Source organism: Xanthomonas campestris pv. campestris str. ATCC 33913 (genome assembly GCF_000007145.1).
GTDB lineage: Bacteria > Pseudomonadota > Gammaproteobacteria > Xanthomonadales > Xanthomonadaceae > Xanthomonas > Xanthomonas campestris.
In genome coordinates this window covers 2440957-2461289 of record NC_003902.1, presented here as the reverse complement: position 1 = coordinate 2461289, position 20333 = coordinate 2440957, and the positions used below count along the sequence as shown (strand labels likewise).

The window sequence follows — 20333 nt, the reverse complement described above, 5'->3', positions numbered from 1 at the left end:
CTCAGCGCGGCTGCACGCCAAGCAGTTCGACGTCGAACACCAGCGAGGCGCCCGGCGGAATGACCCCACCGGCACCTTTGTCGCCGTAACCGAACTCCGGCGGGATCATCAAGGTCCGCTTGCCGCCGACGCGCATGCCGGCCACACCCTCATCCCAGCCGCGTATGACCTGGCGGCCACCGAGCACGAACTGGAACGGCTCGGCGCGATCCAGCGAGCTGTCGAACTTCTTGCCGTGTTTGTCGGCCGCCTTCTCGTCGTATAGCCAGCCGGTGTAGTGCACGGTGACAAGCGCATTGGGCGTGGCTTCGGCGCCAGTGCCGACGGTGCGATCGATCCGCTCGAACGCGGCGATGGTGCCACCGGACGGGGGCAGGGCAGGGGCGCAGCTCGCCAGCAACAGGGCGGCGCAAAGCGTCAAAAAGAGGCGCATGGCGTGATCCACAGGAGTGAGGCGCGCATTATCGCACCTGGCTCCCGCTATCATCGCGTCATGGCGAAACTGCTGCTCAACCTACGCAATGTCCCCGACGACGAAGCCGACGACGTGCGGGCACTGATGCGCGACAACCTGGTGCAGACCTACGAAACGCGCCCCAGCAATTGGGGCATTTCCGCCGGCGGCATCTGGCTTAGCGAGGATGCGGACTATCCACGTGCCAAGGCACTGATGGATGCGTACCAGGCCCGGCGCGGTGCCGATGCGCGTACGCAGCGGCAGCAGGCGCTGGCGTCGGGGACCGCGGAAACCTTCGGCGCGTTGTTGCGTCGGCGGCCATTGTTCGTGCTGGCCACCCTGGTCGGCATGTTGGTGATCGCCTCGCTGGTGTTGCTGCCGTTCCTGCTGTTGCGCGGATAACCCGCCGCAGCGGATCGGGCTTAAAATAGCGCCATGATCACCAATACCGCTGCCTATCAGTTCGCCCCGATCCACGACCCGCAACAGCTGGCGGACAGCGTGCTGGAGCGCGCCCAGCAGCGTGCGCTGAAGGGTTCGGTGCTGGTGGCCGAAGAAGGCATCAACCTGTTTCTGGCCGGCGATGCCGAGCAGATCGCAAGCTTCTATGCCTGGCTGCATGCAGATGCGCGCTTTGCACAGATGCGCGTGAAATACAGCCATAGCGCTGAGCAACCGTTCGCGCGGCTCAAGGTCAAGGTCAAACCGGAAATCATCAGCTTCCGCCGCGATGATGCCTCGCCGCTGCAAGGCCGCGCGCCGTCGGTCGCGCCTGCAGTGCTACGGAAATGGATGCAGCAGGGGCACGATGATCACGGCCGCCCGCTGGTGCTGCTGGATACCCGTAACGCCCAGGAAGTGGCCTATGGCACGTTCCAGGGCGCACTCACGTTGCCGATCGACAAGTTCACCGAACTGCCCGAGGCATTGCAGCCGCACCGTGCAGCGCTCGCCGATGCCACGGTGGTGAGCTTCTGCACCGGCGGCATCCGTTGCGAAAAGGCTGCGCTGTGGATGCATGCCGAGGGCATGGACAACGTGCTGCAGCTGGAAGGCGGCATCCTGGGGTACTTCGAGGACGTCGGTGGTGAGGGCTATGACGGGCGGTGTTTCGTGTTCGATGAGCGCGTGGCCCTTGATGCTGAACTCCGTCCGTTAGTCGATGGCGCAGCGTGCGCAGACGCAGGGAAAATCTGACCGGGCACGACTGTATTGCCCGATGTCTGCAACGCGAGCGTCACGGCACGATGCTGGTCACGTGGAGCGCGGCGCAGCACGCGTTGAGCGCGGGTCCGCCGGGATCTGGCGCAGTACACGCGTCTAACTTCCACGTAATACGTCGCATCGAGCTTGCCCTGAATTATTCACGGAGCTAGGCTGCACCAGCCAGCCGCACAGCGAGGACTACACGGATGACAATCAGAGTTTTTCTGATCGACGATCATGCACTCGTGCGTACCGGCATGAAGATGATCCTGTCCAAGGAAGTGGACATCGAAGTGGTGGGCGAAGCAGAGAGTGGGGAAGCGGCGCTGCCGCAGATTCGCCAGCTCAAGCCGGGCATCGTGTTATGCGATCTGCATCTGCCGGGAGTCAGCGGGCTGGAGATCACTGAGCGCATCGTCAAAGGCGACTACGGCACGCGGGTCATCATCGTGTCGGTGCTGGAAGATGGCCCGCTGCCCAAGCGGTTGCTCGAAGCCGGCGCGTCCGGCTATGTCGGCAAGGGCGGCGACGCGCACGAGTTGCTGCGCGCCGTGCGTGAAGTTGCGCTGGGCCGTCGTTATCTCGGCAACACCATCGCGCAGAACCTTGCGCTCTCCAACTTGGAAGGTGGCGGTTCGCCCTTCGATGCGCTGTCGCCACGTGAGCTTGAGGTGGCGCTGCTGCTGACGCAGGGCCTGCGCCAGGAAGACATCGCCAAGCGCCTGAATCTCAGCGCCAAGACCATCAACACCCACAAGGCGCGCCTGTTCGAAAAGGTCGGCATCCAGGACAACATCGCCCTGGCGCGCCTGGCCAATCAATACGGCCTGACCGATCCCGCACGTACGCTGTGAACGCATGCCGCCGCTGAGGCGATGTGGTGTCGTCGGCGGAGTATGGCTGATCAATCGAAGAGGCAATTCGTGGCGCTTCACTTAGGTGGTCGCGTTGCGTTGGAACATGCGGATCTATAGATCGTCATTGAATAGATGAACCGGCGCATTCTTGTGCTGGTGCGACCGGTAGAGCGCTGGTTGTGCTCTGCGCTTAGCGTCCTGGAGCGCTGTCGTTCTGTGGAGCGACAGGGCTTTGGAGCGGCAGACGCGTAAAGCCGCAGATCTATTGATCGAATGCTCACCGATGCGGTGACGGTGCAGGTACTCGCCGATCTGATCAAGGCGCTGAACTTCTGTTTGTTCGATGTGGCAACGGCGACGTGGTTTCTCGACACGCTCAAAGCGCGGTCTGATCGAAGCGGTAATGGGCAATACCTGTCGAAGTTTGAATTCGCGTGCCAGGCAGCTGCAAACTCCATGCAGTTTGCGACTGTCAGTCGATGACACAAAAAAAGCGGCCCGAAGGCCGCTTTTTTTGTCGCCACCATCCGGGTTGCCCAGGACAGCGTCAGTCACGCGTAACGATCAGTGATCGCTACGCGGCTTGTCGGCATCGTCTTTCGACGCTGCAGCCTCGGTGTCGTCCTTGTCGTCTGCTGCATCAGCAGCGTCAACAGACGGCGCCGCCGGCGTGGACGCCTCCGACACGACTACCGTCGGCTGCCGTGCCTCTGCGGGTTGCTGCGCAGCCACAGGTGCCACAGCAGCGGCCGGCGTGGAGTGCTCAGATACCTTGGCTGCCGGAGCAGTCTCGGCCTGAGCCTGCGGAGCTGCCGCTTGCGGCGTTTGCGGAGCCAATGCATCGAGCAGGGTGGTCTGCACCGGCGCGTAGGGCTTGCGCACCGGCGCCGCTGGCGCGGTGTCGGTGGCCGGCTGCGCAACCGCGGCGGTCGAGGTCACTGCGACATCCACGTCCTTGCCGGCCGTGCTGGACGGTTCGGCATGCGGTGCGGTGACCGTGACCACGGCAGCTTCGGCCGGCGCAACGGGCGCCGGCGTGACCTGCGCTGCAGGCGACGGCTCAACCGACGCTGTCGCGGCAGGCTGCGTCGGTGCTGCAGGCTGCACCGGGGAGGCCGGGGCAGTCACTTCAGGACGAACGCTTTGCACCGCTGCCGGAGCTGGAGCCGCTGCCTCCGGAGCAACACGCGGGGCGTCCTGCACGGGAGCGCGTTGCTGCTCCTGTGCCGGCGCAGCCTCGATCGATGCCGAAGCGGCATGCGGTGCTGCAGCGGGTTCCTGCGATGCTGCCTGCGAGGATCCCGCCTGCGACGACACGGCGGCTTCGGGCGAAGCAACCGGTGCCGACTGCGCGGTGATCACCGACTGCTGCGGGGTAGTCGGTGCGCTGTTGACCGACGGTGCCGCTGCCGCTGCCGTATCAGCCGGCGGCTGGGTTTCGGCTCGCTCCTTCGGCACCGGACGTGGCGTCACCGGCGTCTGCTGCTCCGGGCTGCGCTCGACCTTTGCCTGGACCCGAGCGGGCGGGGTGCCGGCATCGTCATCGAAGTCGAACTCGGGCTGCCCGGCGCGTGGTGCGGACGACGTCGGTGCTGGCGTACCGGCATCGTCGTTGTCGCTATCCAGATCACCGTCCAGATCATCGGACTCAAGACCATCCGCTCCGGTCCCACCTTCACCCGTGGCGCCTGCACCACGACGACGGCGGCGACCACCGCGACGGCCGCGACGGCGACGGCTTCCGCCCTCGCCATTGGCGCCGTCATCGCCTGCCGGTGCGTCCTGGGCATGGCCCTCGGCGGCGGCATCGGCAGGTGCCTCGGAGGCGGCAGGCGTCACCGTCACGTCGACCGGATGTGCGGCGTCGGTCTCGTGCGCTTGCACCGTCCTGGACACCGGCGTGGCGGTATCGGCAATGGCCGCTGCCACGCTTGCGGTGGTGGCGGTCGCTGCAGTCGCGGTCACGGCCTGTGCCACTGCTGCATCGTCCTGACGTGCGGGACGCTGTTGCTTTTCAGCCGGCGCACCATCCTGCTGGCGCGGAGGACGCGGCTGCTGGTTTTGCTGCTGCTTCGTCTGCTTCGGCTGCTGACCCTGCTGCGGCTGCTTGGGTGCCTGCGGCTCGTTGCGCGCTGGCTTGGCCACTTGCACTTGCTGCTGCTGCGGCTGGTTGCCAGTTTGCGGCGCGGTCGGCTGGCGACGCTCGTCGCGGCGCTCCTTGTTGGCGCCGTTGCCATTGCCATTGCCGCCATTGCCGCGGTGCTGGCCGCCATTGCCATTGCGTGCATCGCGACCATCACGGCGTTGTCCGCCACGCTCGCCGCGATCATTGCGGTTGCCACGCGCGGCGTCGTTCTGACGCGGGCGCTGCTGCTGCGACGCTTCCGGCGCTGCGGCCGGGGCATCGACACCGCCGAAGATGCGCTTCAACCAGCCCACCACGCCGGTGACCGGCGCGGGGAGCGGCAGTGCCACCACCGGCGCCGGGGCGGGTGCCGCGGCAGGGGCCTCTTCACGCACCGGAGCCGGTTGGCTCGGCTTGATCGAAGTCACCGCCGGCGCGACCGGGATATTCAACTGCGCCTTCGTCAGCGCATGCACCGGCAACTTGCGCGGCGTGCCGCGTTGATAGCTCGGCTTGCCGCTGTCTTCGCCCAGCTCGTTCTCGCGCAGGCGCGTGACTTCGTAGTGCGGGGTATGCAGCTGCTCGTCGGCCACGATGATGATCGGCGACTCATGGCGCTGCTCGATCTCGCGCAATGCGCTGCGCTTTTCGTTGAGCAGGTAATTGGCGATCTCCACCGGAGCCTGGACCAGCACCTGCCCGGTGTTCTCCTTCATGGCGTGCTCTTCGGCCACGCGGATGATCGACAGCGACAGCGATTCCACGCTGCGCATGCGGCCATGGCCGTCGCAACGCGGGCACACGATCTGGCTGGACTCGCCCAGGCTCGGACGCAGACGCTGGCGGCTCATTTCCATCAGGCCGAAGCGCGAGATCCGGCCCAACTGCACGCGTGCACGGTCGTACTTGAGCGCGTTCTGCAGCTTGTTCTCGACTTCGCGCTGGTGCTTGGTGGATGCCATGTCGATGAAGTCGATGACCACCAGACCGCCGAGGTCACGCAGGCGCAACTGGCGCGCCACTTCTTCGGCCGCTTCCAGATTGGTCTGGAACGCGGTTTCCTCGATGTCGCTGCCCTTGGTGGCGCGCGAGGAGTTGACGTCGACGGCGGTCAGCGCTTCGGTCTGGTCGACCACGATCGAGCCGCCCGACGGCAGGCGCACATTGCGCTCGTAGGCGCCTTCGATCTGCGACTCGATCTGGAAGCGGTTGAACAGCGGGATGTCGTCGGTGTAGTGCTTGAGCTTGCGCAGGCTCTGCGGCATGACCTGCTGCATGAACTCCTGGGCGTCGGCGTACAGCTCCGGCGTATCGACCAGGATTTCGCCGATGTCGGCGCGCAGGTAGTCGCGCAGGGCGCGGATGATCAGGCGCGATTCCTGGTAGATCAGGAACGCCGCCGGCTTGCTCAGCGCGGCCTCGGCAATCGCCTTCCAGGTCTGCAGCAGGTAATCCAGATCCCACTGCAGCTCTTCGGCATCGCGGCCAACGCCGGCGGTGCGGATGATCACGCCCATGTCGTCTGGGATGTCGAGCTTGTCCAGCGCGTCCTTCAGTGCGGCACGGTCCTCGCCTTCGATCCGACGCGAGACGCCACCGGCGCTCGGCGAATTGGGCATCAGCACCATGTAGCGGCCGGCGAGCGAGATGAACGTGGTCAGGGCGGCGCCCTTGTTGCCACGCTCTTCCTTATCGACCTGGACCACCACTTCCTGGCCCTCACGCAGCAGCTCACGGATGGTCGACTTGTTGTGGTCGACACCGGCCTGGAAGTAATCGCGAGAGATTTCCTTTAGCGGCAGGAAGCCATGGCGCTCGGCGCCATAGTCCACGAACGCCGCTTCCAGCGAGGGCTCGAGCCGCGTGATGCGACCCTTGTAGATATTGGACTTCTTCTGTTCCTTGGACGGCTGTTCGATGTCGATGTCGTACAGGGTCTGGCCGTCCACAATCGCCACGCGCAGCTCTTCGGCCTGCGTTGCGTTGATCAGCATTCGCTTCATTGTTGCGTTCCTCGCGCGCTCTACCGCGCGGAACGCCGTGACGTTTCGCCTCTGGAACGGGTCGCCGGCCTTTCGCGCAACGCGCGGACAGGCCTGGCTAGGGTTTCCAGCGCTGCAACACCACGGCAGGCCGCGGGAGCGCTTCTCTTAAGTTTTTTAAAGGTGTTTCAGGGCCGGCAGCTGCGTCCGGACAACCGGGACAGCGCACGGGACATGTTCAGCGCAACGGCTAAAAAACCGCTGGCGATGGCCGGGTAGGCCGGTGAGCCGCTAACATGGCCGCCCCGGGGGCGGTGGTCGCGCACTGTGCCGGAATCATCGGAAGTCAGGCTTCTGGCCAATCAACTTCCAACGAAATCAAACCCTTATCTCGCTCGCCGAGTGTAACAGAATAAAGAGCCGGATGACCGACCCCCAGCCCCCCAAGCCTCCCGCCGACCGTGTGGGCGTGCGCATTCTCAAAGTTCCGGAAGACCGCACTGGGCAGCGGCTGGACAATTTCCTGCTGGGACAATTGAAGGGCGCGCCACGCAGCCTGATCTACAAGCTGGTGCGCAGCGGGCAGGTGCGCGTGAACGGCGGGCGGGCCAAGGCCGAGCGCAAGCTGGAGGGTGGGGAAGAAGTGCGCATCCCGCCGGTGCGTCTCACCGAAGAGGGCGACAAGGCCGCGCCGCCGTCCGCGTTCCAGGCACGGCTGGAAGCGGCCATCGTGTTCGAAGACGCGCGCCTGCTGGCGCTCAACAAGCCCACCGGCGTGGCCAGTCATGGCGGCAGCGGGATCAGCTTCGGGGCGATCGAGACCCTGCGCGCCTTACGTCCGAACCAGACGCTGGAGCTGGTGCATCGCCTGGATCGCGATACATCGGGCCTATTGATCGTGGCCAAAAAGCGTTCAGCGCTGACCGAGCTGCAGGCCTTGATGCGCGAAGACGACAGGGTGGACGGGCGCAGCATCACCAAGCGCTACCTCACGCTGCTGGTAGGGCGGATGCCCGACGGGGTGATGAGTGTGGATGCGCCGCTGCACATCGGCCTGCGCCAGGGCGGCGAGCGGCATGTGCAGGTCAATGCGATCGGCAAGCCGTCGCTGAGCCACTTCCGGTTGCTGGAGCGTCGCGGCGGGCATTCCTACTGCGAGGTACGCATCGAGACCGGGCGCACCCACCAGATCCGTGTGCATGCACAGCACCTCGGTCATGCGGTTGCCGGCGACGACAAATACGGCGACCCCGAGGTGAACAAGCGCCTGCGCGACCAGGTCGGCCTGCGCCGCCTGTTCCTGCATGCCGCCTCGCTGGAGTTCGCGCTGGACAACGGCAAGACGCCGTATGTGCTCAACGCACCGTTGGCGCCGGAGTTGGCTGAGGCGCTGGATCGGCTGGGTTGAGTCGCGGCTTCGCATGAGGCGATGGTTTCCTCGCTGGCACGGGAAAGTACGCACGCGTCGTGCTTGATGCGCGGCGCGTGCGCACCCTTCGGGTTCAACGTCAGATCTTTCGCTGCCCCGGGATGGCAAACGCGGCGGCATGAAATGCTGAGGTCCATTCCCCCGCTGTCACTGAGGAACGGCTAGCAGGTCTAGCCCGGTAGCTGCCTCAGCTACCTCTGTCGTGGGTCCCTGCTAGAGCGCGCCTCGCGTGAGTTTCCGTGCGCATGTCAGGCGCGCGCCGATTTGGCTCGATATGTATCGGGCATCGCTGCATCCCTGTAACAGCAGACCAGGCAGCTGTGGGGCAGGGCAGCACTCATCAGCAGTGGCAATTGGCTGCAGGCTCAAGGCGCCGCATAACGGAACAACACCAGGCTGATCGCCAGCGTGCCCATGCCCGACACCAGGCCGTAGACCGTCTCGTGTCCTTGTGCGTAGCGCTTGGCGGCTGGCAGCAACTCGTCCAGGGCGAGGAACACCATGACCCCGGCGATCACCCCGAACACCGCTCCGAACACGGCCTCGGACAGCACGCTGGACAAGAGCAGGTAGCCGATGCCCGCGCCGATCGGTTCGGCCAGGCCGCTCAACAGGCTCGCCCCGAACGCATAGAACTTGTTGCGCGTGGCGAAGTACACCGGCACGGCGATGGCAATGCCTTCGGGAATGTTGTGGATGGCGATGGCGAACGCCAGCGGCATGCCCACCGCCGGGCTTTCCAGCGTTGCGAAGAACGTGGCCAGGCCTTCGGGAAAGTTGTGCGCGGTGATGGCGACTGCCGTCAGCAGTCCCACGCGCCGGATATAGGCGCGGTTGTCGTCGCGAAATTGCGGGTCGTCGGTGGACAGGCTTTGGTGCGGATTGGGCACCAGGCGGTCGATCACCATGATCAACAGCATTCCGCCCAGGAAGGTCAGCGTGCCGTAGGTGAAGCCGAGCTTGTCGTTGTAGGCGTTGGAGAACGAGGCGATCGACTTGTTGAGGATCTCCGACAGCGACACGAACACCATGGCGCCGCCGGCAAACGCCAGCCCGAAGGCCAGCAGGCGCGGGTTGGGCTTCTTGGCGAAGACGACCATGAGACTGCCCAGGCCGGTCGCCAGGCCGGCGGCAAGAGTAACCGCAAGCGCGGTCCAGACATTGTGCGATGACACTTCAAGCATTGACGCAACGACCTCGTCGAAAAGAATGGCGATCCGGCGGAGTGCGTGGCGAGTTCAGCTGCGCGTGTCTGCGCTCGGCCATCCGCTGGCGCAGGATGGCCATGGCGCGATGATGGATGCGTGGTGGTCAGCCGCCGCGGCGGGCGCGCTCTTCGATGGCGAAGCATTCGTCAGGCTTGGGGACCGGCGGCTTGAAGTCCACCGGCACCTGGATGGTCTGCGGCACCGGCTGTCCATTGCGGGTGGCGGCCTTGAACTGCCACTCGCGCACGCGCGTCTGCGCCGCCTCATCCAACACCGGCTGGCCGCTGCTCTGGGCGACGGTGACATCGGTAGGGGAGCCTTGCGGGCCAACCACCACACGCAGCACCGTCTTGCCACCGATTCCTACACAGGCCAGCTGCGGTGAGTATTCAGGCGGGGGCGTCTTCAGGGCGGCCAACTCGGTGGGAGCCACGCCGGGCGTGGCGGCCTCCTGCGATGGCTTGCCGCAGCCGACGAGGGCGCCGGCGACGCACAGGCCGGCAAGCAGGGCGCGATACTGGTTCATGCGGTGATTCCTTGATCGAAGAGCTGCGCTACCTTGGCCGCGCAGATGAAGTCGTTCTCGCTCAGCCCGCCCACGTCATGGGTGGAATAGCGCACCACCACGCGGTCGTAATGCACGCCCAGGTCCGGATGGTGGTCTTCGCGGTGGGCGATCCAGGCCAGCGCATTGACGAAGGCGAGGGTGCGGTAATAGTCGGCGAAGCGAAATGTGCGTGTGATGGCCATGCCGGCTTCGGCCAGCTCCCAGCCGGGGACCTGGGGCAACAGCTCGGCCAGGCGGGCTTCGCCCAGCTTGTGGTCACTGCCCTTGCGGGGCAGGCAATGGGCCTGTTCCAGGGGGATGAGATCGGTCATGACAGGCGGCCTCGCGAAGTGGCGAACAGAAGCACCCACCAGGATCACGGTGTTCCATGAGCGGGGGCGCATTGAGCGGTAGAATAACCCGCATGATCCAGATATCCGACAAAGCCCAGACCTATTTCCGCAAGCTCATCGAGCGCGAGGGTGTGCCCGGCATGGGCGTGCGCCTGAGCGCGGTGGACGCGGGCACCCCGCGTGCAGACGCCAAACTCGAGTTCGCCGAGCCGGCCGACTTGTCCGGCGACGAATGGGCCATCGATTGCGATGGCTTCACCTTGTATGTCGTGGCCGCCAGCGTGCCGTGGATGGATGGCGCCGAGATCGACTACGTCACCCAGTCCACCGGCAACCAGCAACTCACCATCAAGGCGCCCAAGATCAAGGGCGAGGCACCGGCTGAGTCGGCGTCGATGGTGGAACGCGTGCGCTGGGTGGTAGAGAACGAGATCAACCCGCAGCTGGCCTCGCATGGCGGGCGCGTCGCGGTGCAGGAAGTCTCGGCCGAGGGCGTGGTGTTGCTGCGCTTCGGCGGCGGCTGCCACGGCTGCGGCATGGCCGATGTCACCTTGAAGCAGGGCATCGAGAAGACCTTGATGGGGCGCCTGCCCGGCGTAATCGCCGTGCGCGACGCGACCGATCACGCCACTGGCGACGCGCCTTACATTCCGCGCGACAGCGCGGCCTGATTCCGCACCACCGGTGACAACCGCTGCCGATCTCCTGCAGGCGCTGTTGGCGCGCATGCCGGGCAAGCTCATTCTGGATCGGCGGACCGGGTTGCCCTATGGCTGGGGCATCTGGATGCGGGGGCGGCTGGGTACGCCAGCACGGTTTGATGACGACCAACTGACGGACGCGCTGTTGGCGCGTCCTGCGCCGCGACCTCGAGACGGCATGGCGGGAAGACTGAGTCCGTTCCAGGCATTCCGCAGCCTGTGGTGGCAACACTGGGACCCGCGCCCGCGCGACGAGCGCCCGCTGCACTGGGGGGCTGTACTCGGCAGTGCGCTGATCCACCTGGGATTTATCGCCTTGTTGCTGTGGGTGGTCAGCGTGCGCTGGGCCCCGGACGACACCAAACAGGGCGACGAGGCGCGGGTGCGCCTGACCTATGTAGGCGAGGGCGCCGCAGATCAGGGCGGTGGCGAAGGCGAGCCGGCCGCGGACGCTGCGCCAGCCACAGCGGCATCTGGCGCTCAGCAAGCGGCGGCATCTGCGGCAGCCGCGTCGTCAGCAGCAGCGTCGCCGGCAAGCACCGCATCCACAGTGGCCGAGCCAGTGGAGCCGGCAGCCGACGTGCCGGACGTCGCGCCCGAACTTGTTGTGGCTGCGGCGGCGGAACCCAGTACGCCCGATATCCCGCAGATCCGTGTGCAGGTGCCGCAGGTCACGCTGGAATCGCCGCTGCAGGTGACTGAAACACCGGTGCCGACCACGGATTTCGTCGTCCCGCCACCGCCCACCATCACTGTGGCGCCACGCCCGATCGAGCCGGCTGCACCGCAGGTACGCCAGCGCGAGATCCAGACGGTTACCGAGCGGCCACAGGTGCGCGAACTGCAGCAACCGACTGCCGCCGTTGCCGTGCGCGCTGCCGCGGCACCCACCGTGCGCGAGCGCGAGATCGTCGTGCCCGAACAGGCTAGGGTCACCGCGCCCACAGTGCGTGCACGTGAGTTGGTTCCCACGGTTCGCATGCCCGAGCTGGCGGTGCGTGCTGCGGAGCTGCCGAACGTGCCGGACCCGGCGCCACAGCCGACGCCGGCGCAGACACCCCCGGCGCAACCGACAGTCGTGCAGACGCCTTCGGACGCGGCGGTACCCATAGCGCCTGCGGCGCCGGCACCTTCCAGCGCGCCGTCAGCCGCTAATCAGACCAACCAGCAGACGGCTGCGCAATCTGCGAAACCGGCGTCAGCGGCCGCTGCATCCAGCAAGCCGGCGGCCAGCAGCGGTGCCGGCCCGAAACCGGTTGATCGCAGTGGCGGATGGGATGTGGCGGCCAACGCGGACGACTGGAGCAAATCGACCCGCGACCGTCCCGGGCAGGCAACCGGTGCCGATGGCAAACGCGACGGCATGTTCAACAACGACGGCAGCGTGCGGGTTGCCGCCGGTGGCGAGGCCGGCAATGGCGCTGGCGATCGCGGCCCGCCGGGCAGCGATACCGACACCTGGACGCGTGACCAGATTGCGCAAGGCGGCACCTGGCTCAAGCGGCCGCCGTACGGTTACACGCCGACGTCGCTGGACAAGTATTGGATGCCGAACCAGACGCTGCTGCAGGAATGGGTGCGGCGCGGATTGAAGAAGATCGAAATTCCCATTCCCGGCACCACGACCAAGATCAGCTGCGTGGTGTCGTTGCTGCAATTCGGCGGCGGCTGCGGCCTGAGCGACCCGAATCTCAACGATCAACCAGCCACCGCAAGGCCGCCACCGGATGTGCCGTTCAAGCGGGAGTTGCAGGAAGACAATGGGGCTGTGAGATAGCAGGGCTGCAAAGAATGGCTGGGATTGGTGGCCGGTGCTGCAGAACTGCTGGCAGCTCCAGAGTTAGATAAATTGATCAGTAAATCCGCATTAGCTCATCGAGCCGTCGTCGAACAAGGAGGGATCGCATGACAAGCGGAGGCCGTGAATTGGTGAAGTGGCTCGCGCTGCTGTTTATGACAGGCGACCACACCTTGAAGATTTTGCACCTGGGCTATATGCCGGTCATTGCAGAACTGGGCCGCGTGGCATTTCCATTGTTCGCACTGGTGTTTGCCTACAATTTGGCGCAGCCGGGTGCTGATGTCGCCAAGTTGATCAAGCGTTTGTTCCTGTGGGGACTCGTTGCGACACCGATTGCGGCGATCGCATTCAATCGGGCACTGCCGCTCAATATTCTCTTGTCCTTCGCATTGGCAGCTGTCTGTATTCGTGCGATCGAAGAACGAAAATGGATTGTGTTGGCGTTCTGCCTGTTGCCGGCACCTTACCTGGTTGACTATCGGTGGAACGGGCTGGCTGTTGTACTCGGTGCCTGGCTGTTCTGGCGCAATCCAGCGGGCTGGCGATGGCCAAGGGCAGTGTCGGTTGTTGTGCTCTTGGTGATTCCGCTAGTGCTCTTGTGCTTGGTGAACCGGACGTTGTGGCCGCTGCTTGCGCTGCCGGTTGCAGGTTTGGCTTACCTGTCATGGGCCATCCCGCGGACGGGTAGAGCGTTCTACATGTATTACTGCGGCCATCTGACGGCTTTGACTGGGTTGTCGTACGCAATGGTTTGAACTGATGCTCCTGCAGGCGTTATTATGACATAATATACAGAATATGCGCCGTCAACCCGTGCAAGCTGTTGAATATCAAGGCCTTTCGTCCGACCCGTCGCCGGCATCATGCCGATTGCCAGGACCAGGCCCCCGATCACCGTAGTGACCGGGGACAGTCTGTCCCACAGCGCACTCCACGCCTTGCGTTCGACGGCCGATCCGGCTTCTTCCTCTCGCACTTTCACTGCTAGCGCAGGGTCAGCCTGTGCCAGGTCGATAAGCGCCATCAGATGTGCGTCGGTGATTTTTCCGCCTTTGCGCCACACGGAAACCGAATTCCGCGACACGCCAAGCGACAGCGCAACGCTGTTGTCTGAGTCGCGCGAGCATGCTTTTCGCGCTGTGTCAAGCAATTTATTTATGGTGTCCACGTCATATACCGTTTGACAGAAGTGTCCTGCTTCATGTTACATGCGCCTCGTGTCCTACGCCGTATGACACCGCGCCCCCGGCTCCCCTCCGGGGTCCGCGTCAAGGGGCAGGGGATAGGGGCTTCATGGACACACACGCACTCGCACTGCTCAGCGCCTCCGCGCTGACCGTTGGCTTCGGGTTAGTCCGTCTCGCCTGCTGGGTGCGTGATCGCAAGCACGCCGCGATGGTCGCGCAAATTGAGCAAGCCGCGCTGGTCGCAATCGCATATCGCGAGGTGCTACGTGGCTGACGGCACATGCTCGTTCTGCGGTGACACCACCGTCTACTTTTTCCCCGGTGGCCTCTGCGTTTCTTGCACGTCGAAGAATGCACGCATCCGCATGCAGGAACAGCCCACGCAATCGCGTGAGCTATCGGCGTTTGATGCATCTGTCGGCGTCATGCAGGCCGCTACGCGCCGCACTGAAATTGCCGCAGAGAAGATCCAAAAGAACAAGCGTGTGGTCGGCACAAGCGTGCGTGAGTTCGACGCTGCCCATCCGATCGCGTTGACCGCTGAGGGCCAGCGCGCAGCGCTGGCCCTTGGGCTTGTCCATTACAAAACAAGTGACACGCGGGCCTCTACAACCGGCACCGTGACCATCGAAATTGACCCGCTACAAGCGCGGGCGCAACGGCTGCGCAAGTCCGTGATTACCGGAGCACGTCTGCATGACCAGGAAGCGAAAAAAGGCTCCTTCCGTGGTGCGTGGTATTTCCTCACGCTCACCTACCGTGATGGAAGCGACAGCAGCCCTCGTGACGTTAGCGAACTATTTAAACGCATGCGCGGCCACTTCAATCGCCTTAAATCTGGGCGCGCACGGTGGAACCGTGAAAGCTTTCGTTACGTATGGGTCGGAGAGCTCACCCAACGATTCCGACCGCACTACCACGTGATGTTGTGGGTGCCTCAGGGCATGTTTTTTGGCAAGGTCGATCAACGCGGATGGTGGCCCCATGGCAGCAGCCAAATCGAGAAGGCCCGCAACTGCGTCGGCTATCTCGCCAAATACGCAAGCAAGTTCACCGCCATTACAGCTGCTGCTTTTCCCAAGGGATTTCGCACACACGGCTGCGGTGGACTCAACACCGAATCCAAGCGCGAATTGCGCTGGTGGAAAGCACCCAAAGACGCGCGTGAAGCTCTCGGCGGGGAAGCGGATATCCGCAAAGCAAAGGGCGGATGGTTCGACAGGCTTACCGGAGAGTTCTGGCCGTCTCCGTGGAAAGTCACATTCATTTTCGGCCGGACATTCGCCTGGAAGGTAGTCCAACTATGAAAGTGCAGATCATGAGTTCCGCTGTCGCTGTTCGTTCGTTCCCCGCGCGCGAGGGTAAGCCCGCGACGCATTTCCGTGAGCAGACCGCCGCTGTGCTGCGTGAGGGCGATTTCCCACTGCCGTTCACCATCGGTCTGGACGAGGATCAACCGCCGTATGGCGAGGGCTTCTACATCATCGATCCCAAGTCGTTGCAGAACAATAAATTCGGCGGTCTCGAGTTCGGCCGTCGCATTCGTCTGATTCCGGACCTCACTGCGAAGCTGCAACAGCAGCCCGCAAAGGTCGGGTGATTCATGGCGATGTGCGTAGCCCTGCAAGTGGATGGCACGTTGGTGCCCACCGGCCAATCGGTCGGCGAGTGCAGCGGCTACGTGCTCGTCAGTGGTAGCGAATACAGCGTGTATGCGCTGGTGCAAGAAGCGTTCGCAATGCCCAGCCAGGAGGACGCCGTAGCGTGGTCCACCGGCTGCTGTGGCCTGGTGATCGTGTGGTTCGTCCTGGGGCGCCTTGCCGGCAGCGTCGCGGGCATGTTCAACGACCGGTAAATCAATCAATCAAATAGGAGAGACAACATGGGTGACATTCTGACTGGCGTGAGCGGTGCTGAAGCTGCTACCGCGATGATCGCAGCGGCCGCAATCATTGCCTTGGTGGGCTTCACCAAGTGGGGTGCCAAGAAGGTTGCAAGCTTCTTCGGCTAATGGTGGTGAGGGCAGGGCGGCGCTTCGGTGTCGCCCTCTCTCTTTCTGGGGTGGGGCGATGATTATTTTGTTGTTCTGTGGATTCATGGGCGCGCTGTGCGGTTGGGCAGGCGTCAAGGGGTTGGACGCGTGATTCGCGTTTCGTTGGCAATGCTGATTCTTTTAGCGCTCACGTTCTCTCCTATCGTGCATGCTACGTGCGTGCAGACTGAGCCATCAACGTCTGCAAATAACGGTTCGTGGGCCTGTAGCGATCAGGGAGAGGCATTCGCGAAGGCGTCTTCCATGGGTGTGCCTGCTGATCTTTCGGTGTGTCGTATGAAATCCATCCGTGCGGTGTCTTCTGGTCCTGGCGTTTTCTCGCAGCGCATGACCTATCCCGGCGACACATGCGGGATCGGGTATGACCTCGATATTGGCACCGGCAATGCCACGTATCCGGACACTGCTACCTGTGCAAAGCGACCGTCCCAAAGCGGCTGGACTAATCCGACAGCACCCACGCCATCTGACGTTTGCAACGATGGCTGCTACTACACGTATGCCGTCGATGCTGGTGGCCCCAAGGGCTACACCTATGTGCCTAGTGGCGCCACGTGCACTACGGATGATGCAGCGCCTCCTATCGATGACGGTGGTGATGGCGATGATGATGGTGGTGGAGACGGTGGCGGCGATGGTGGTGGAGACGGTGGCGGCGATGGCGGTGGAGACGGCGGTGGAGACGGCGGTGGAGACGGCGGTGGAGATGGTGGTGGAGACGGCGGTGGAGATGGTGACGGCGGTGGTGATGGCGATGGCGATGGTGACGGTGATGGCGACGGCGACGGTGATGGCGATGGTGATGGTGATGGCGGAACGCTTCCCGGCGACGGTGATGGCGAGGAAGGCGGCGAGGGCGCACCCATGTCTGAGCTCTACAAGAAAAGTGGCAAGACTGTTGAGTCTGTGCTGAGCAAATTCAATACGCAGGTGCGCGGCACGCCCATGGTGGCCGGTATCGGCGATTTCATGAAAGTACCCTCCGGCGGATCGTGTCCTGTGTTCTCGCTGGGTGCGTCGAAGTGGTGGGACGCCATGACGATCAATTTTCACTGTGGCGGCGATTTCCTGGCGTTTTTGCGCGCGGCTGGCTGGGTGATTCTCGCCATTGCTGCGTACGCCGCAATTCGCATTGCTGTGACCTGAGGGCGACGCTATGCAAGCAGGTTGGTTCAACGATTTGACCGCGTGGCTGTGGCGTGCGGTCAAGATGGTGTGGCAGGCGATTGTCGATTTTGTGGGCGACTTGTTTGTGATGTGGCTGGAACAGTCGCTGTCGGCAATTCTCTATGTGCTGACGTTGCTGCCCATGCCCGACTTCATGAAGGGGCAGAGCATTGGCGGCATGCTCGGTAATGCGGGTAGCACCATCTTGTGGTTTGCCGATGTATTCATGATTGGTCCGGCGCTGGTGATGATCGGCGCGGCCATGATTTTTTTTCTCCTTCGCCGCGTGCTGACGCTCGGGATTTGGTGACATGCTCGTATTCAATGAAGGTGTGCCGCGTGCCGGCAAGAGTTACGACGCGGTAAAGAATCACATTCTTCCGGCGCTCAAAAAGGGGCGTCGTGTGTTTGCGCGATTGAATGGGTTGCGCTTTGACCGCATCGCCAAGCACCTGGGCATGGCGGAGAATGATGTTCAGCACTTGCTTGTGCTGGTGGACACCAAGGACGTGTCGAAGTTGTTTGCGTGCACGCAGGACGAGTCGGGCAAGTGGTGTATCCCGGACGAGTTCAAAGACGCATTGGTTGTGATCGATGAGGTGCATGAGTTCTACGTCAACGAGCGCAAGCCGCTCGCGCCGGCCGTCGAGAATTTTTGGGCGCTGCTTGGCCAGAACGGCGGCGATGCCGTGATCATGACGCAATGGATCAACCGCTTGCACTCGGCGGTCAAGGCGCGCATCGAGAAGAAAAACACGTTCCAGAAGCTCACCGCTATCGGCATGAAGGGCCGCTATCGCGTGACGTATTTCCACACGACCTCACCGGGCAAGTTTGAGAAGGTCGGCGGTCAAACGCTCAAGTACGACCCGGCCATTTTTCCGCTCTATGACGGCTATGCGCCTGGTGCCGAGAACACCGAGGTTTACGAGGAGGGCGGTAAAAACGTCTGGGCCGCGATGGCTGTGCGCGCTGCCATCTTCCTCACACTCGGCGGGGTCGGCATCTACTTCTTCATGCACTATTTCACCAAGGATCGCGCCGATCCCAACAAGCCTATGGCATCTGCCAGCCAGACCACCAAACCCACGCACGTTGGCGCGGGGTTTGCTAACGGTGCGCCGAGTGTGCCGATTCAGCCGCCTCCGCCTGATCCGCTCGCAGACCTCACGCAAGAGCAGCGCTATGTGGCTCAGCTTGCCGACAAGGGCCGCATTCGGCTCTCCGCGCGGGCGCGCGTAGGTGATCAGGACCGTGCGTGGATTCAGTGGATTGACGCGAGCAACAACGTCGTGGAGGAGTTGGATCTGTCGCAGTTGCGCGCCCTGGGTTACAGCGTCAGCGTCGTCACGTATGGCGTGCGTCTTTCGGCCGGCAAGCACATCATGGTGGCCACCGCGTGGCCCTGGACCGCGCCCATTCGTGAGAAGGACGCACGGCTTTACAACATGGCCCCAGACGGGAGCGGCGGCGCTGCTGGCGTTGCGACCGCAGGGAGTGACGGCGGCGGCGCTGACCGCGACCAGGTGCGCGGCGGCGTGATCGAGTACGGACCGCGCACCCAAGGCACGTTCCCGGACAACAAGGGTTACAGTTCAAGCACCAGCACGCCGGCCACCACGTTGCAGATGTAGTTTCGTGACGCGTCACGATTTAGCACGGATCGTTTGGCAATTCTTGCCATCCATTAGATAGCCGACGGAAGCGCTTGTGTTGAATGCATCGTTCGTTCGATTCCAGCGCTCGTAGTTGCAGCGTCGGCAGTTCTGCAGGTTGGGTGCGGGGCCTGTACAGCGGTTGCGGGGCGACTGGTAGCGCTGCACTGACGCTGCGCATGGTGAAGTAGCCCAGGCATAGCGCCACCACGCCGGCAAGCGCTGCGGTCATCAGCTGGCCTACGAAAATGCCTAAGGCGATTTCCCACCAAAGCCCATCATGGTTGTTCTGCGGTCTGTAGCTCATACGGCCCCCTGTGACGATGAGCGAGCATTGTAGGGGTGTAGGGGCAGAGCCCCTACGGATAACGCCTCACCCGCGCCGTGGATCTCTTGGCCCCCGCGTTGCTCGGATCACTCGCGCCCTGTCGGCGGACCCCGCGCCATCCACCACTGATAACCGCCTTTCACGCCTGCGCCGGATCACGTCCCGCAGGTAGATGACTTCGGCCGGGCGGGGATGCCACACACGCTCCCGCTCTTCGGCCATCATCAGCGCCCACTCGCGCGCGATGGTGCATGTCAGCGACCACCACCGCATTTCTTCCGGCCGCACTTCGCGGCCTTCCGGGGTGAAGAATCGATAGCCCTGAAAACCAAAACCGGCCCAGGGGCCGGTCAGGTCTACGTGATCGTAGGTGTCTAGCTGCATTGTCCGGTCCGCTTCCTGTGGAGGGACAACCATTGATAGACCGCCACGAGGCACAGGAGCGTCAATACAGTCCATTTCGCATAATGTATATTATGTCAGGAGGCTACTGGCATGGCTTGCTGCTGCGATCACGCCGCGGCGGCGACCATGGCCCGCCACATGGAGTTTGGCGGATGCGAAATAAAACACTCACCGGCCCTTGGGCCGGTTTTTCGTTCCAGGGTGGCCACCTCATCACGCCCGAAGGCAGATCCATCGCACCATCGGATCTACAGTGGCTATCGCTGACCTGCACGATAGCCCGTGAGTGGTCAACCATGATGGCCGAGGGCCGCGCCAAGACACCGCCCAAACGGCCGGCCGGCGTGATCTATCTCCGTGACCAGTTCAGAAAACGGCAGGAGAAAAAGGCGGGTTTGCAACGGGTGGATACGGGTCCAGCGGCGAAATGCGCAGGATTATCATCAGCACCGGCGCGGAGGCGCAAAGGCCGCGTGTGAGGCGTTATCCGTAGGGGCTATGCCCCTACACCCCTACAATGCCCGCTCATCGTCACAGGGGGCCGTATGAGCTACAGACCGCAGAACAACCATGATGGGCTTTGGTGGGAAATCGCCTTAGGCATTTTCGTAGGCCAGCTGATGACCGCAGCGCTTGCCGGCGTGGTGGCGCTATGCCTGGGCTACTTCACCATGCGCAGCGTCAGTGCAGCGCTACCAGTCGCCCCGCAACCGCTGTACAGGCCCCGCACCCAACCTGCAGAACTGCCGACGCTGCAACTACGAGCGCTGGAATCGAACGAACGATGCATTCAACACAAGCGCTTCCGTCGGCTATCTAATGGATGGCAAGAATTGCCAAACGATCCGTGCTAAATCGTGACGCGTCACGAA

General features: G+C 63.4%; 26 protein-coding genes. 18 read left to right on the top strand and 8 right to left on the bottom strand.

The genetic code is table 11. The annotated features are described in order from the left end of the window. Window position 1: 1 nt before the first annotated feature. Complete coding sequence (locus XCC_RS10860; protein WP_014507823.1) at window positions 2-433, bottom strand: FKBP-type peptidyl-prolyl cis-trans isomerase; 432 nt, start codon at window positions 431-433, stop codon at window positions 2-4. A 60-nt stretch (window positions 434-493) separates the two neighbouring features. Between XCC_RS10860 and XCC_RS10855 the strand changes: the two genes are divergently transcribed. The 4 genes from XCC_RS10855 (at window position 494) to XCC_RS10840 (ending at window position 3003) form a co-directional block, all read left to right on the top strand. Continuing rightward, complete coding sequence (locus XCC_RS10855) at window positions 494-859, top strand: DUF6164 family protein (protein ID WP_011037243.1); 366 nt, start codon at window positions 494-496, stop codon at window positions 857-859. Window positions 860-892: 33 nt separating this feature from the next. Further along, a complete protein-coding gene (locus XCC_RS10850) occupies window positions 893-1654 on the top strand; it encodes a sulfurtransferase (protein WP_011037242.1) in 762 nt (253 codons plus the stop codon). 215 nt (window positions 1655-1869) lie between these two features. Beyond that, on the top strand, window positions 1870-2517 hold the full coding sequence (locus XCC_RS10845) for a response regulator (RefSeq protein ID WP_011037241.1): 648 nt from the start codon (window positions 1870-1872) through the stop codon (window positions 2515-2517). A 276-nt stretch (window positions 2518-2793) separates the two neighbouring features. Next, complete coding sequence (locus XCC_RS10840) at window positions 2794-3003, top strand: hypothetical protein (protein ID WP_011269749.1); 210 nt, start codon at window positions 2794-2796, stop codon at window positions 3001-3003. 81 nt (window positions 3004-3084) lie between these two features. Here XCC_RS10840 and rne read toward each other — a convergent pair whose 3' ends face one another. Further along, the gene (gene rne / locus XCC_RS10835) at window positions 3085-6648 is read right to left on the bottom strand and encodes a ribonuclease E (protein WP_011037240.1); all 3564 of its coding nucleotides are present in this window, start codon (window positions 6646-6648) and stop codon (window positions 3085-3087) included. Window positions 6649-7051: 403 nt separating this feature from the next. Here rne and XCC_RS10830 point away from each other — a divergent pair, with 403 nt between their 5' ends. After that, window positions 7052-8035 (top strand): RluA family pseudouridine synthase, encoded by a 984-nt coding sequence (locus XCC_RS10830; protein WP_011037239.1) that lies wholly within the window; start codon window positions 7052-7054, stop codon window positions 8033-8035. A gap of 386 nt (window positions 8036-8421) precedes the next feature. Here the strand turns inward: XCC_RS10830 and zupT are convergent, their stop codons facing one another. The 3 genes from zupT to XCC_RS10815 form a co-directional block, all read right to left on the bottom strand. Next, window positions 8422-9240, bottom strand: coding sequence for a zinc transporter ZupT (gene zupT / locus XCC_RS10825; protein WP_011037238.1), 819 nt, complete (start codon window positions 9238-9240; stop codon window positions 8422-8424). A 127-nt stretch (window positions 9241-9367) separates the two neighbouring features. Continuing rightward, window positions 9368-9790: an energy transducer TonB gene (locus XCC_RS10820; RefSeq protein ID WP_011037237.1), complete on the bottom strand. Its 423-nt coding sequence runs from the start codon at window positions 9788-9790 to the stop codon at window positions 9368-9370. Further along, window positions 9787-10143 carry a 4a-hydroxytetrahydrobiopterin dehydratase gene (locus XCC_RS10815; RefSeq protein WP_011037236.1) on the bottom strand — a complete coding sequence of 119 codons (357 nt, stop codon included), beginning with the start codon at window positions 10141-10143 and terminating at the stop codon, window positions 9787-9789. The genes XCC_RS10820 and XCC_RS10815 overlap by 4 nt, the downstream gene beginning before the upstream one ends. Before the next feature lie 92 nt (window positions 10144-10235). Here XCC_RS10815 and XCC_RS10810 point away from each other — a divergent pair, with 92 nt between their 5' ends. The 3 genes from XCC_RS10810 to XCC_RS10800 all read left to right on the top strand — a co-directional run bounded on the left by XCC_RS10810 (window position 10236) and on the right by XCC_RS10800 (window position 13421). After that, on the top strand, window positions 10236-10835 hold the full coding sequence (locus tag XCC_RS10810; protein WP_011037235.1) for an NfuA family Fe-S biogenesis protein: 600 nt from the start codon (window positions 10236-10238) through the stop codon (window positions 10833-10835). A 13-nt stretch (window positions 10836-10848) separates the two neighbouring features. Beyond that, on the top strand, window positions 10849-12642 hold the full coding sequence (locus XCC_RS10805; RefSeq protein ID WP_164923335.1) for a transmembrane repetitive protein: 1794 nt from the start codon (window positions 10849-10851) through the stop codon (window positions 12640-12642). Window positions 12643-12770: 128 nt separating this feature from the next. Next, complete coding sequence (locus XCC_RS10800) at window positions 12771-13421, top strand: TraX family protein (protein ID WP_011037233.1); 651 nt, start codon at window positions 12771-12773, stop codon at window positions 13419-13421. Here the strand turns inward: XCC_RS10800 and XCC_RS10795 are convergent. Next, complete coding sequence (locus tag XCC_RS10795; RefSeq protein ID WP_225443918.1) at window positions 13370-13690, bottom strand: DUF3693 domain-containing protein; 321 nt, start codon at window positions 13688-13690, stop codon at window positions 13370-13372. The genes XCC_RS10800 and XCC_RS10795 overlap by 52 nt on opposite strands. A gap of 528 nt (window positions 13691-14218) precedes the next feature. On the opposite strand from XCC_RS10795, the gene XCC_RS10790 reads away from it, so the two are divergent. The 8 genes from XCC_RS10790 (at window position 14219) to XCC_RS10755 (ending at window position 18707) form a co-directional block, all read left to right on the top strand. Further along, window positions 14219-15160 carry a rolling circle replication-associated protein gene (locus XCC_RS10790; protein ID WP_043877755.1) on the top strand — a complete coding sequence of 314 codons (942 nt, stop codon included), beginning with the start codon at window positions 14219-14221 and terminating at the stop codon, window positions 15158-15160. Next, the gene (locus XCC_RS10785; RefSeq protein WP_011037222.1) at window positions 15157-15453 is read left to right on the top strand and encodes a G5P family DNA-binding protein; all 297 of its coding nucleotides are present in this window, start codon (window positions 15157-15159) and stop codon (window positions 15451-15453) included. The genes XCC_RS10790 and XCC_RS10785 overlap by 4 nt, the downstream gene beginning before the upstream one ends. Before the next feature lie 3 nt (window positions 15454-15456). Next, the gene (locus XCC_RS10780) at window positions 15457-15708 is read left to right on the top strand and encodes a hypothetical protein (RefSeq protein ID WP_019237633.1); all 252 of its coding nucleotides are present in this window, start codon (window positions 15457-15459) and stop codon (window positions 15706-15708) included. A gap of 27 nt (window positions 15709-15735) precedes the next feature. After that, the gene (locus XCC_RS10775; protein ID WP_005918131.1) at window positions 15736-15864 is read left to right on the top strand and encodes a Phi-Lf prophage-derived major coat protein; all 129 of its coding nucleotides are present in this window, start codon (window positions 15736-15738) and stop codon (window positions 15862-15864) included. A gap of 607 nt (window positions 15865-16471) precedes the next feature. Further along, window positions 16472-16819 (top strand): hypothetical protein, encoded by a 348-nt coding sequence (locus XCC_RS22795; protein ID WP_164923334.1) that lies wholly within the window; start codon window positions 16472-16474, stop codon window positions 16817-16819. Then, the gene (locus XCC_RS22790; RefSeq protein ID WP_194734391.1) at window positions 16771-17052 is read left to right on the top strand and encodes a hypothetical protein; all 282 of its coding nucleotides are present in this window, start codon (window positions 16771-16773) and stop codon (window positions 17050-17052) included. The genes XCC_RS22795 and XCC_RS22790 overlap by 49 nt, the downstream gene beginning before the upstream one ends. A gap of 10 nt (window positions 17053-17062) precedes the next feature. Beyond that, window positions 17063-17383 (top strand): minor coat protein, encoded by a 321-nt coding sequence (locus XCC_RS10760; protein WP_011037230.1) that lies wholly within the window; start codon window positions 17063-17065, stop codon window positions 17381-17383. A 1-nt stretch (window position 17384) separates the two neighbouring features. Further along, on the top strand, window positions 17385-18707 hold the full coding sequence (locus XCC_RS10755; protein WP_011037227.1) for a zonular occludens toxin family protein: 1323 nt from the start codon (window positions 17385-17387) through the stop codon (window positions 18705-18707). A gap of 19 nt (window positions 18708-18726) precedes the next feature. On the opposite strand, the gene XCC_RS10750 is transcribed toward XCC_RS10755, so the two are convergent. Further along, entirely contained in the window at window positions 18727-19035 is a 309-nt protein-coding gene (locus tag XCC_RS10750) for a chloride channel protein (RefSeq protein WP_075272161.1), read from the bottom strand. A gap of 66 nt (window positions 19036-19101) precedes the next feature. After that, window positions 19102-19440, bottom strand: a complete 339-nt coding sequence (locus XCC_RS10745; RefSeq protein ID WP_011037229.1) for a DUF3653 domain-containing protein — start codon at window positions 19438-19440, stop codon at window positions 19102-19104. A 173-nt stretch (window positions 19441-19613) separates the two neighbouring features. On the opposite strand from XCC_RS10745, the gene XCC_RS10740 reads away from it, so the two are divergent. Both XCC_RS10740 and XCC_RS10735 read left to right on the top strand, forming a co-directional pair. Beyond that, window positions 19614-19940, top strand: coding sequence for a DUF3653 domain-containing protein (locus XCC_RS10740; RefSeq protein ID WP_011037228.1), 327 nt, complete (start codon window positions 19614-19616; stop codon window positions 19938-19940). A 66-nt stretch (window positions 19941-20006) separates the two neighbouring features. Continuing rightward, window positions 20007-20315, top strand: coding sequence for a chloride channel protein (locus tag XCC_RS10735; RefSeq protein ID WP_075272161.1), 309 nt, complete (start codon window positions 20007-20009; stop codon window positions 20313-20315). Window positions 20316-20333: the final 18 nt, after the last annotated feature.

Excerpts from the sequence above, each read along its gene's own strand:
- XCC_RS10755 (WP_011037227.1), top strand. The coding sequence starts at position 17,385 with ATGCTCGTATTCAATGAAGGTGTGCCGCGTGCCGGCAAGAGTTACGAC.
- XCC_RS10780 (WP_019237633.1), top strand. The coding sequence starts at position 15,457 with ATGGCGATGTGCGTAGCCCTGCAAGTGGATGGCACGTTGGTGCCCACC.
- XCC_RS10760 (WP_011037230.1), top strand. The coding sequence starts at position 17,063 with ATGCAAGCAGGTTGGTTCAACGATTTGACCGCGTGGCTGTGGCGTGCG.
- XCC_RS10775 (WP_005918131.1), top strand. The coding sequence starts at position 15,736 with ATGGGTGACATTCTGACTGGCGTGAGCGGTGCTGAAGCTGCTACCGCG.
- XCC_RS10820 (WP_011037237.1), bottom strand. The coding sequence starts at position 9,790 with ATGAACCAGTATCGCGCCCTGCTTGCCGGCCTGTGCGTCGCCGGCGCC.
- XCC_RS10785 (WP_011037222.1), top strand. The coding sequence starts at position 15,157 with ATGAAAGTGCAGATCATGAGTTCCGCTGTCGCTGTTCGTTCGTTCCCC.
- XCC_RS22790 (WP_194734391.1), top strand. The coding sequence starts at position 16,771 with ATGTCTGAGCTCTACAAGAAAAGTGGCAAGACTGTTGAGTCTGTGCTG.
- XCC_RS10845 (WP_011037241.1), top strand. The coding sequence starts at position 1,870 with ATGACAATCAGAGTTTTTCTGATCGACGATCATGCACTCGTGCGTACC.
- XCC_RS10745 (WP_011037229.1), bottom strand. The coding sequence starts at position 19,440 with ATGCAGCTAGACACCTACGATCACGTAGACCTGACCGGCCCCTGGGCC.
- XCC_RS10810 (WP_011037235.1), top strand. The coding sequence starts at position 10,236 with ATGATCCAGATATCCGACAAAGCCCAGACCTATTTCCGCAAGCTCATC.
- XCC_RS10855 (WP_011037243.1), top strand. The coding sequence starts at position 494 with ATGGCGAAACTGCTGCTCAACCTACGCAATGTCCCCGACGACGAAGCC.
- XCC_RS10740 (WP_011037228.1), top strand. The coding sequence starts at position 19,614 with ATGCGAAATAAAACACTCACCGGCCCTTGGGCCGGTTTTTCGTTCCAG.
- rne (WP_011037240.1), bottom strand. The coding sequence starts at position 6,648 with ATGAAGCGAATGCTGATCAACGCAACGCAGGCCGAAGAGCTGCGCGTG.
- XCC_RS10750 (WP_075272161.1), bottom strand. The coding sequence starts at position 19,035 with ATGAGCTACAGACCGCAGAACAACCATGATGGGCTTTGGTGGGAAATC.
- XCC_RS10860 (WP_014507823.1), bottom strand. The coding sequence starts at position 433 with ATGCGCCTCTTTTTGACGCTTTGCGCCGCCCTGTTGCTGGCGAGCTGC.
- XCC_RS10830 (WP_011037239.1), top strand. The coding sequence starts at position 7,052 with ATGACCGACCCCCAGCCCCCCAAGCCTCCCGCCGACCGTGTGGGCGTG.
- XCC_RS10815 (WP_011037236.1), bottom strand. The coding sequence starts at position 10,143 with ATGACCGATCTCATCCCCCTGGAACAGGCCCATTGCCTGCCCCGCAAG.
- XCC_RS10850 (WP_011037242.1), top strand. The coding sequence starts at position 893 with ATGATCACCAATACCGCTGCCTATCAGTTCGCCCCGATCCACGACCCG.
- XCC_RS10840 (WP_011269749.1), top strand. The coding sequence starts at position 2,794 with ATGCTCACCGATGCGGTGACGGTGCAGGTACTCGCCGATCTGATCAAG.
- XCC_RS10735 (WP_075272161.1), top strand. The coding sequence starts at position 20,007 with ATGAGCTACAGACCGCAGAACAACCATGATGGGCTTTGGTGGGAAATC.
- zupT (WP_011037238.1), bottom strand. The coding sequence starts at position 9,240 with ATGCTTGAAGTGTCATCGCACAATGTCTGGACCGCGCTTGCGGTTACT.
- XCC_RS10795 (WP_225443918.1), bottom strand. The coding sequence starts at position 13,690 with ATGGCGCTTATCGACCTGGCACAGGCTGACCCTGCGCTAGCAGTGAAA.
- XCC_RS10790 (WP_043877755.1), top strand. The coding sequence starts at position 14,219 with ATGCAGGAACAGCCCACGCAATCGCGTGAGCTATCGGCGTTTGATGCA.
- XCC_RS10800 (WP_011037233.1), top strand. The coding sequence starts at position 12,771 with ATGACAAGCGGAGGCCGTGAATTGGTGAAGTGGCTCGCGCTGCTGTTT.
- XCC_RS22795 (WP_164923334.1), top strand. The coding sequence starts at position 16,472 with ATGATGCAGCGCCTCCTATCGATGACGGTGGTGATGGCGATGATGATG.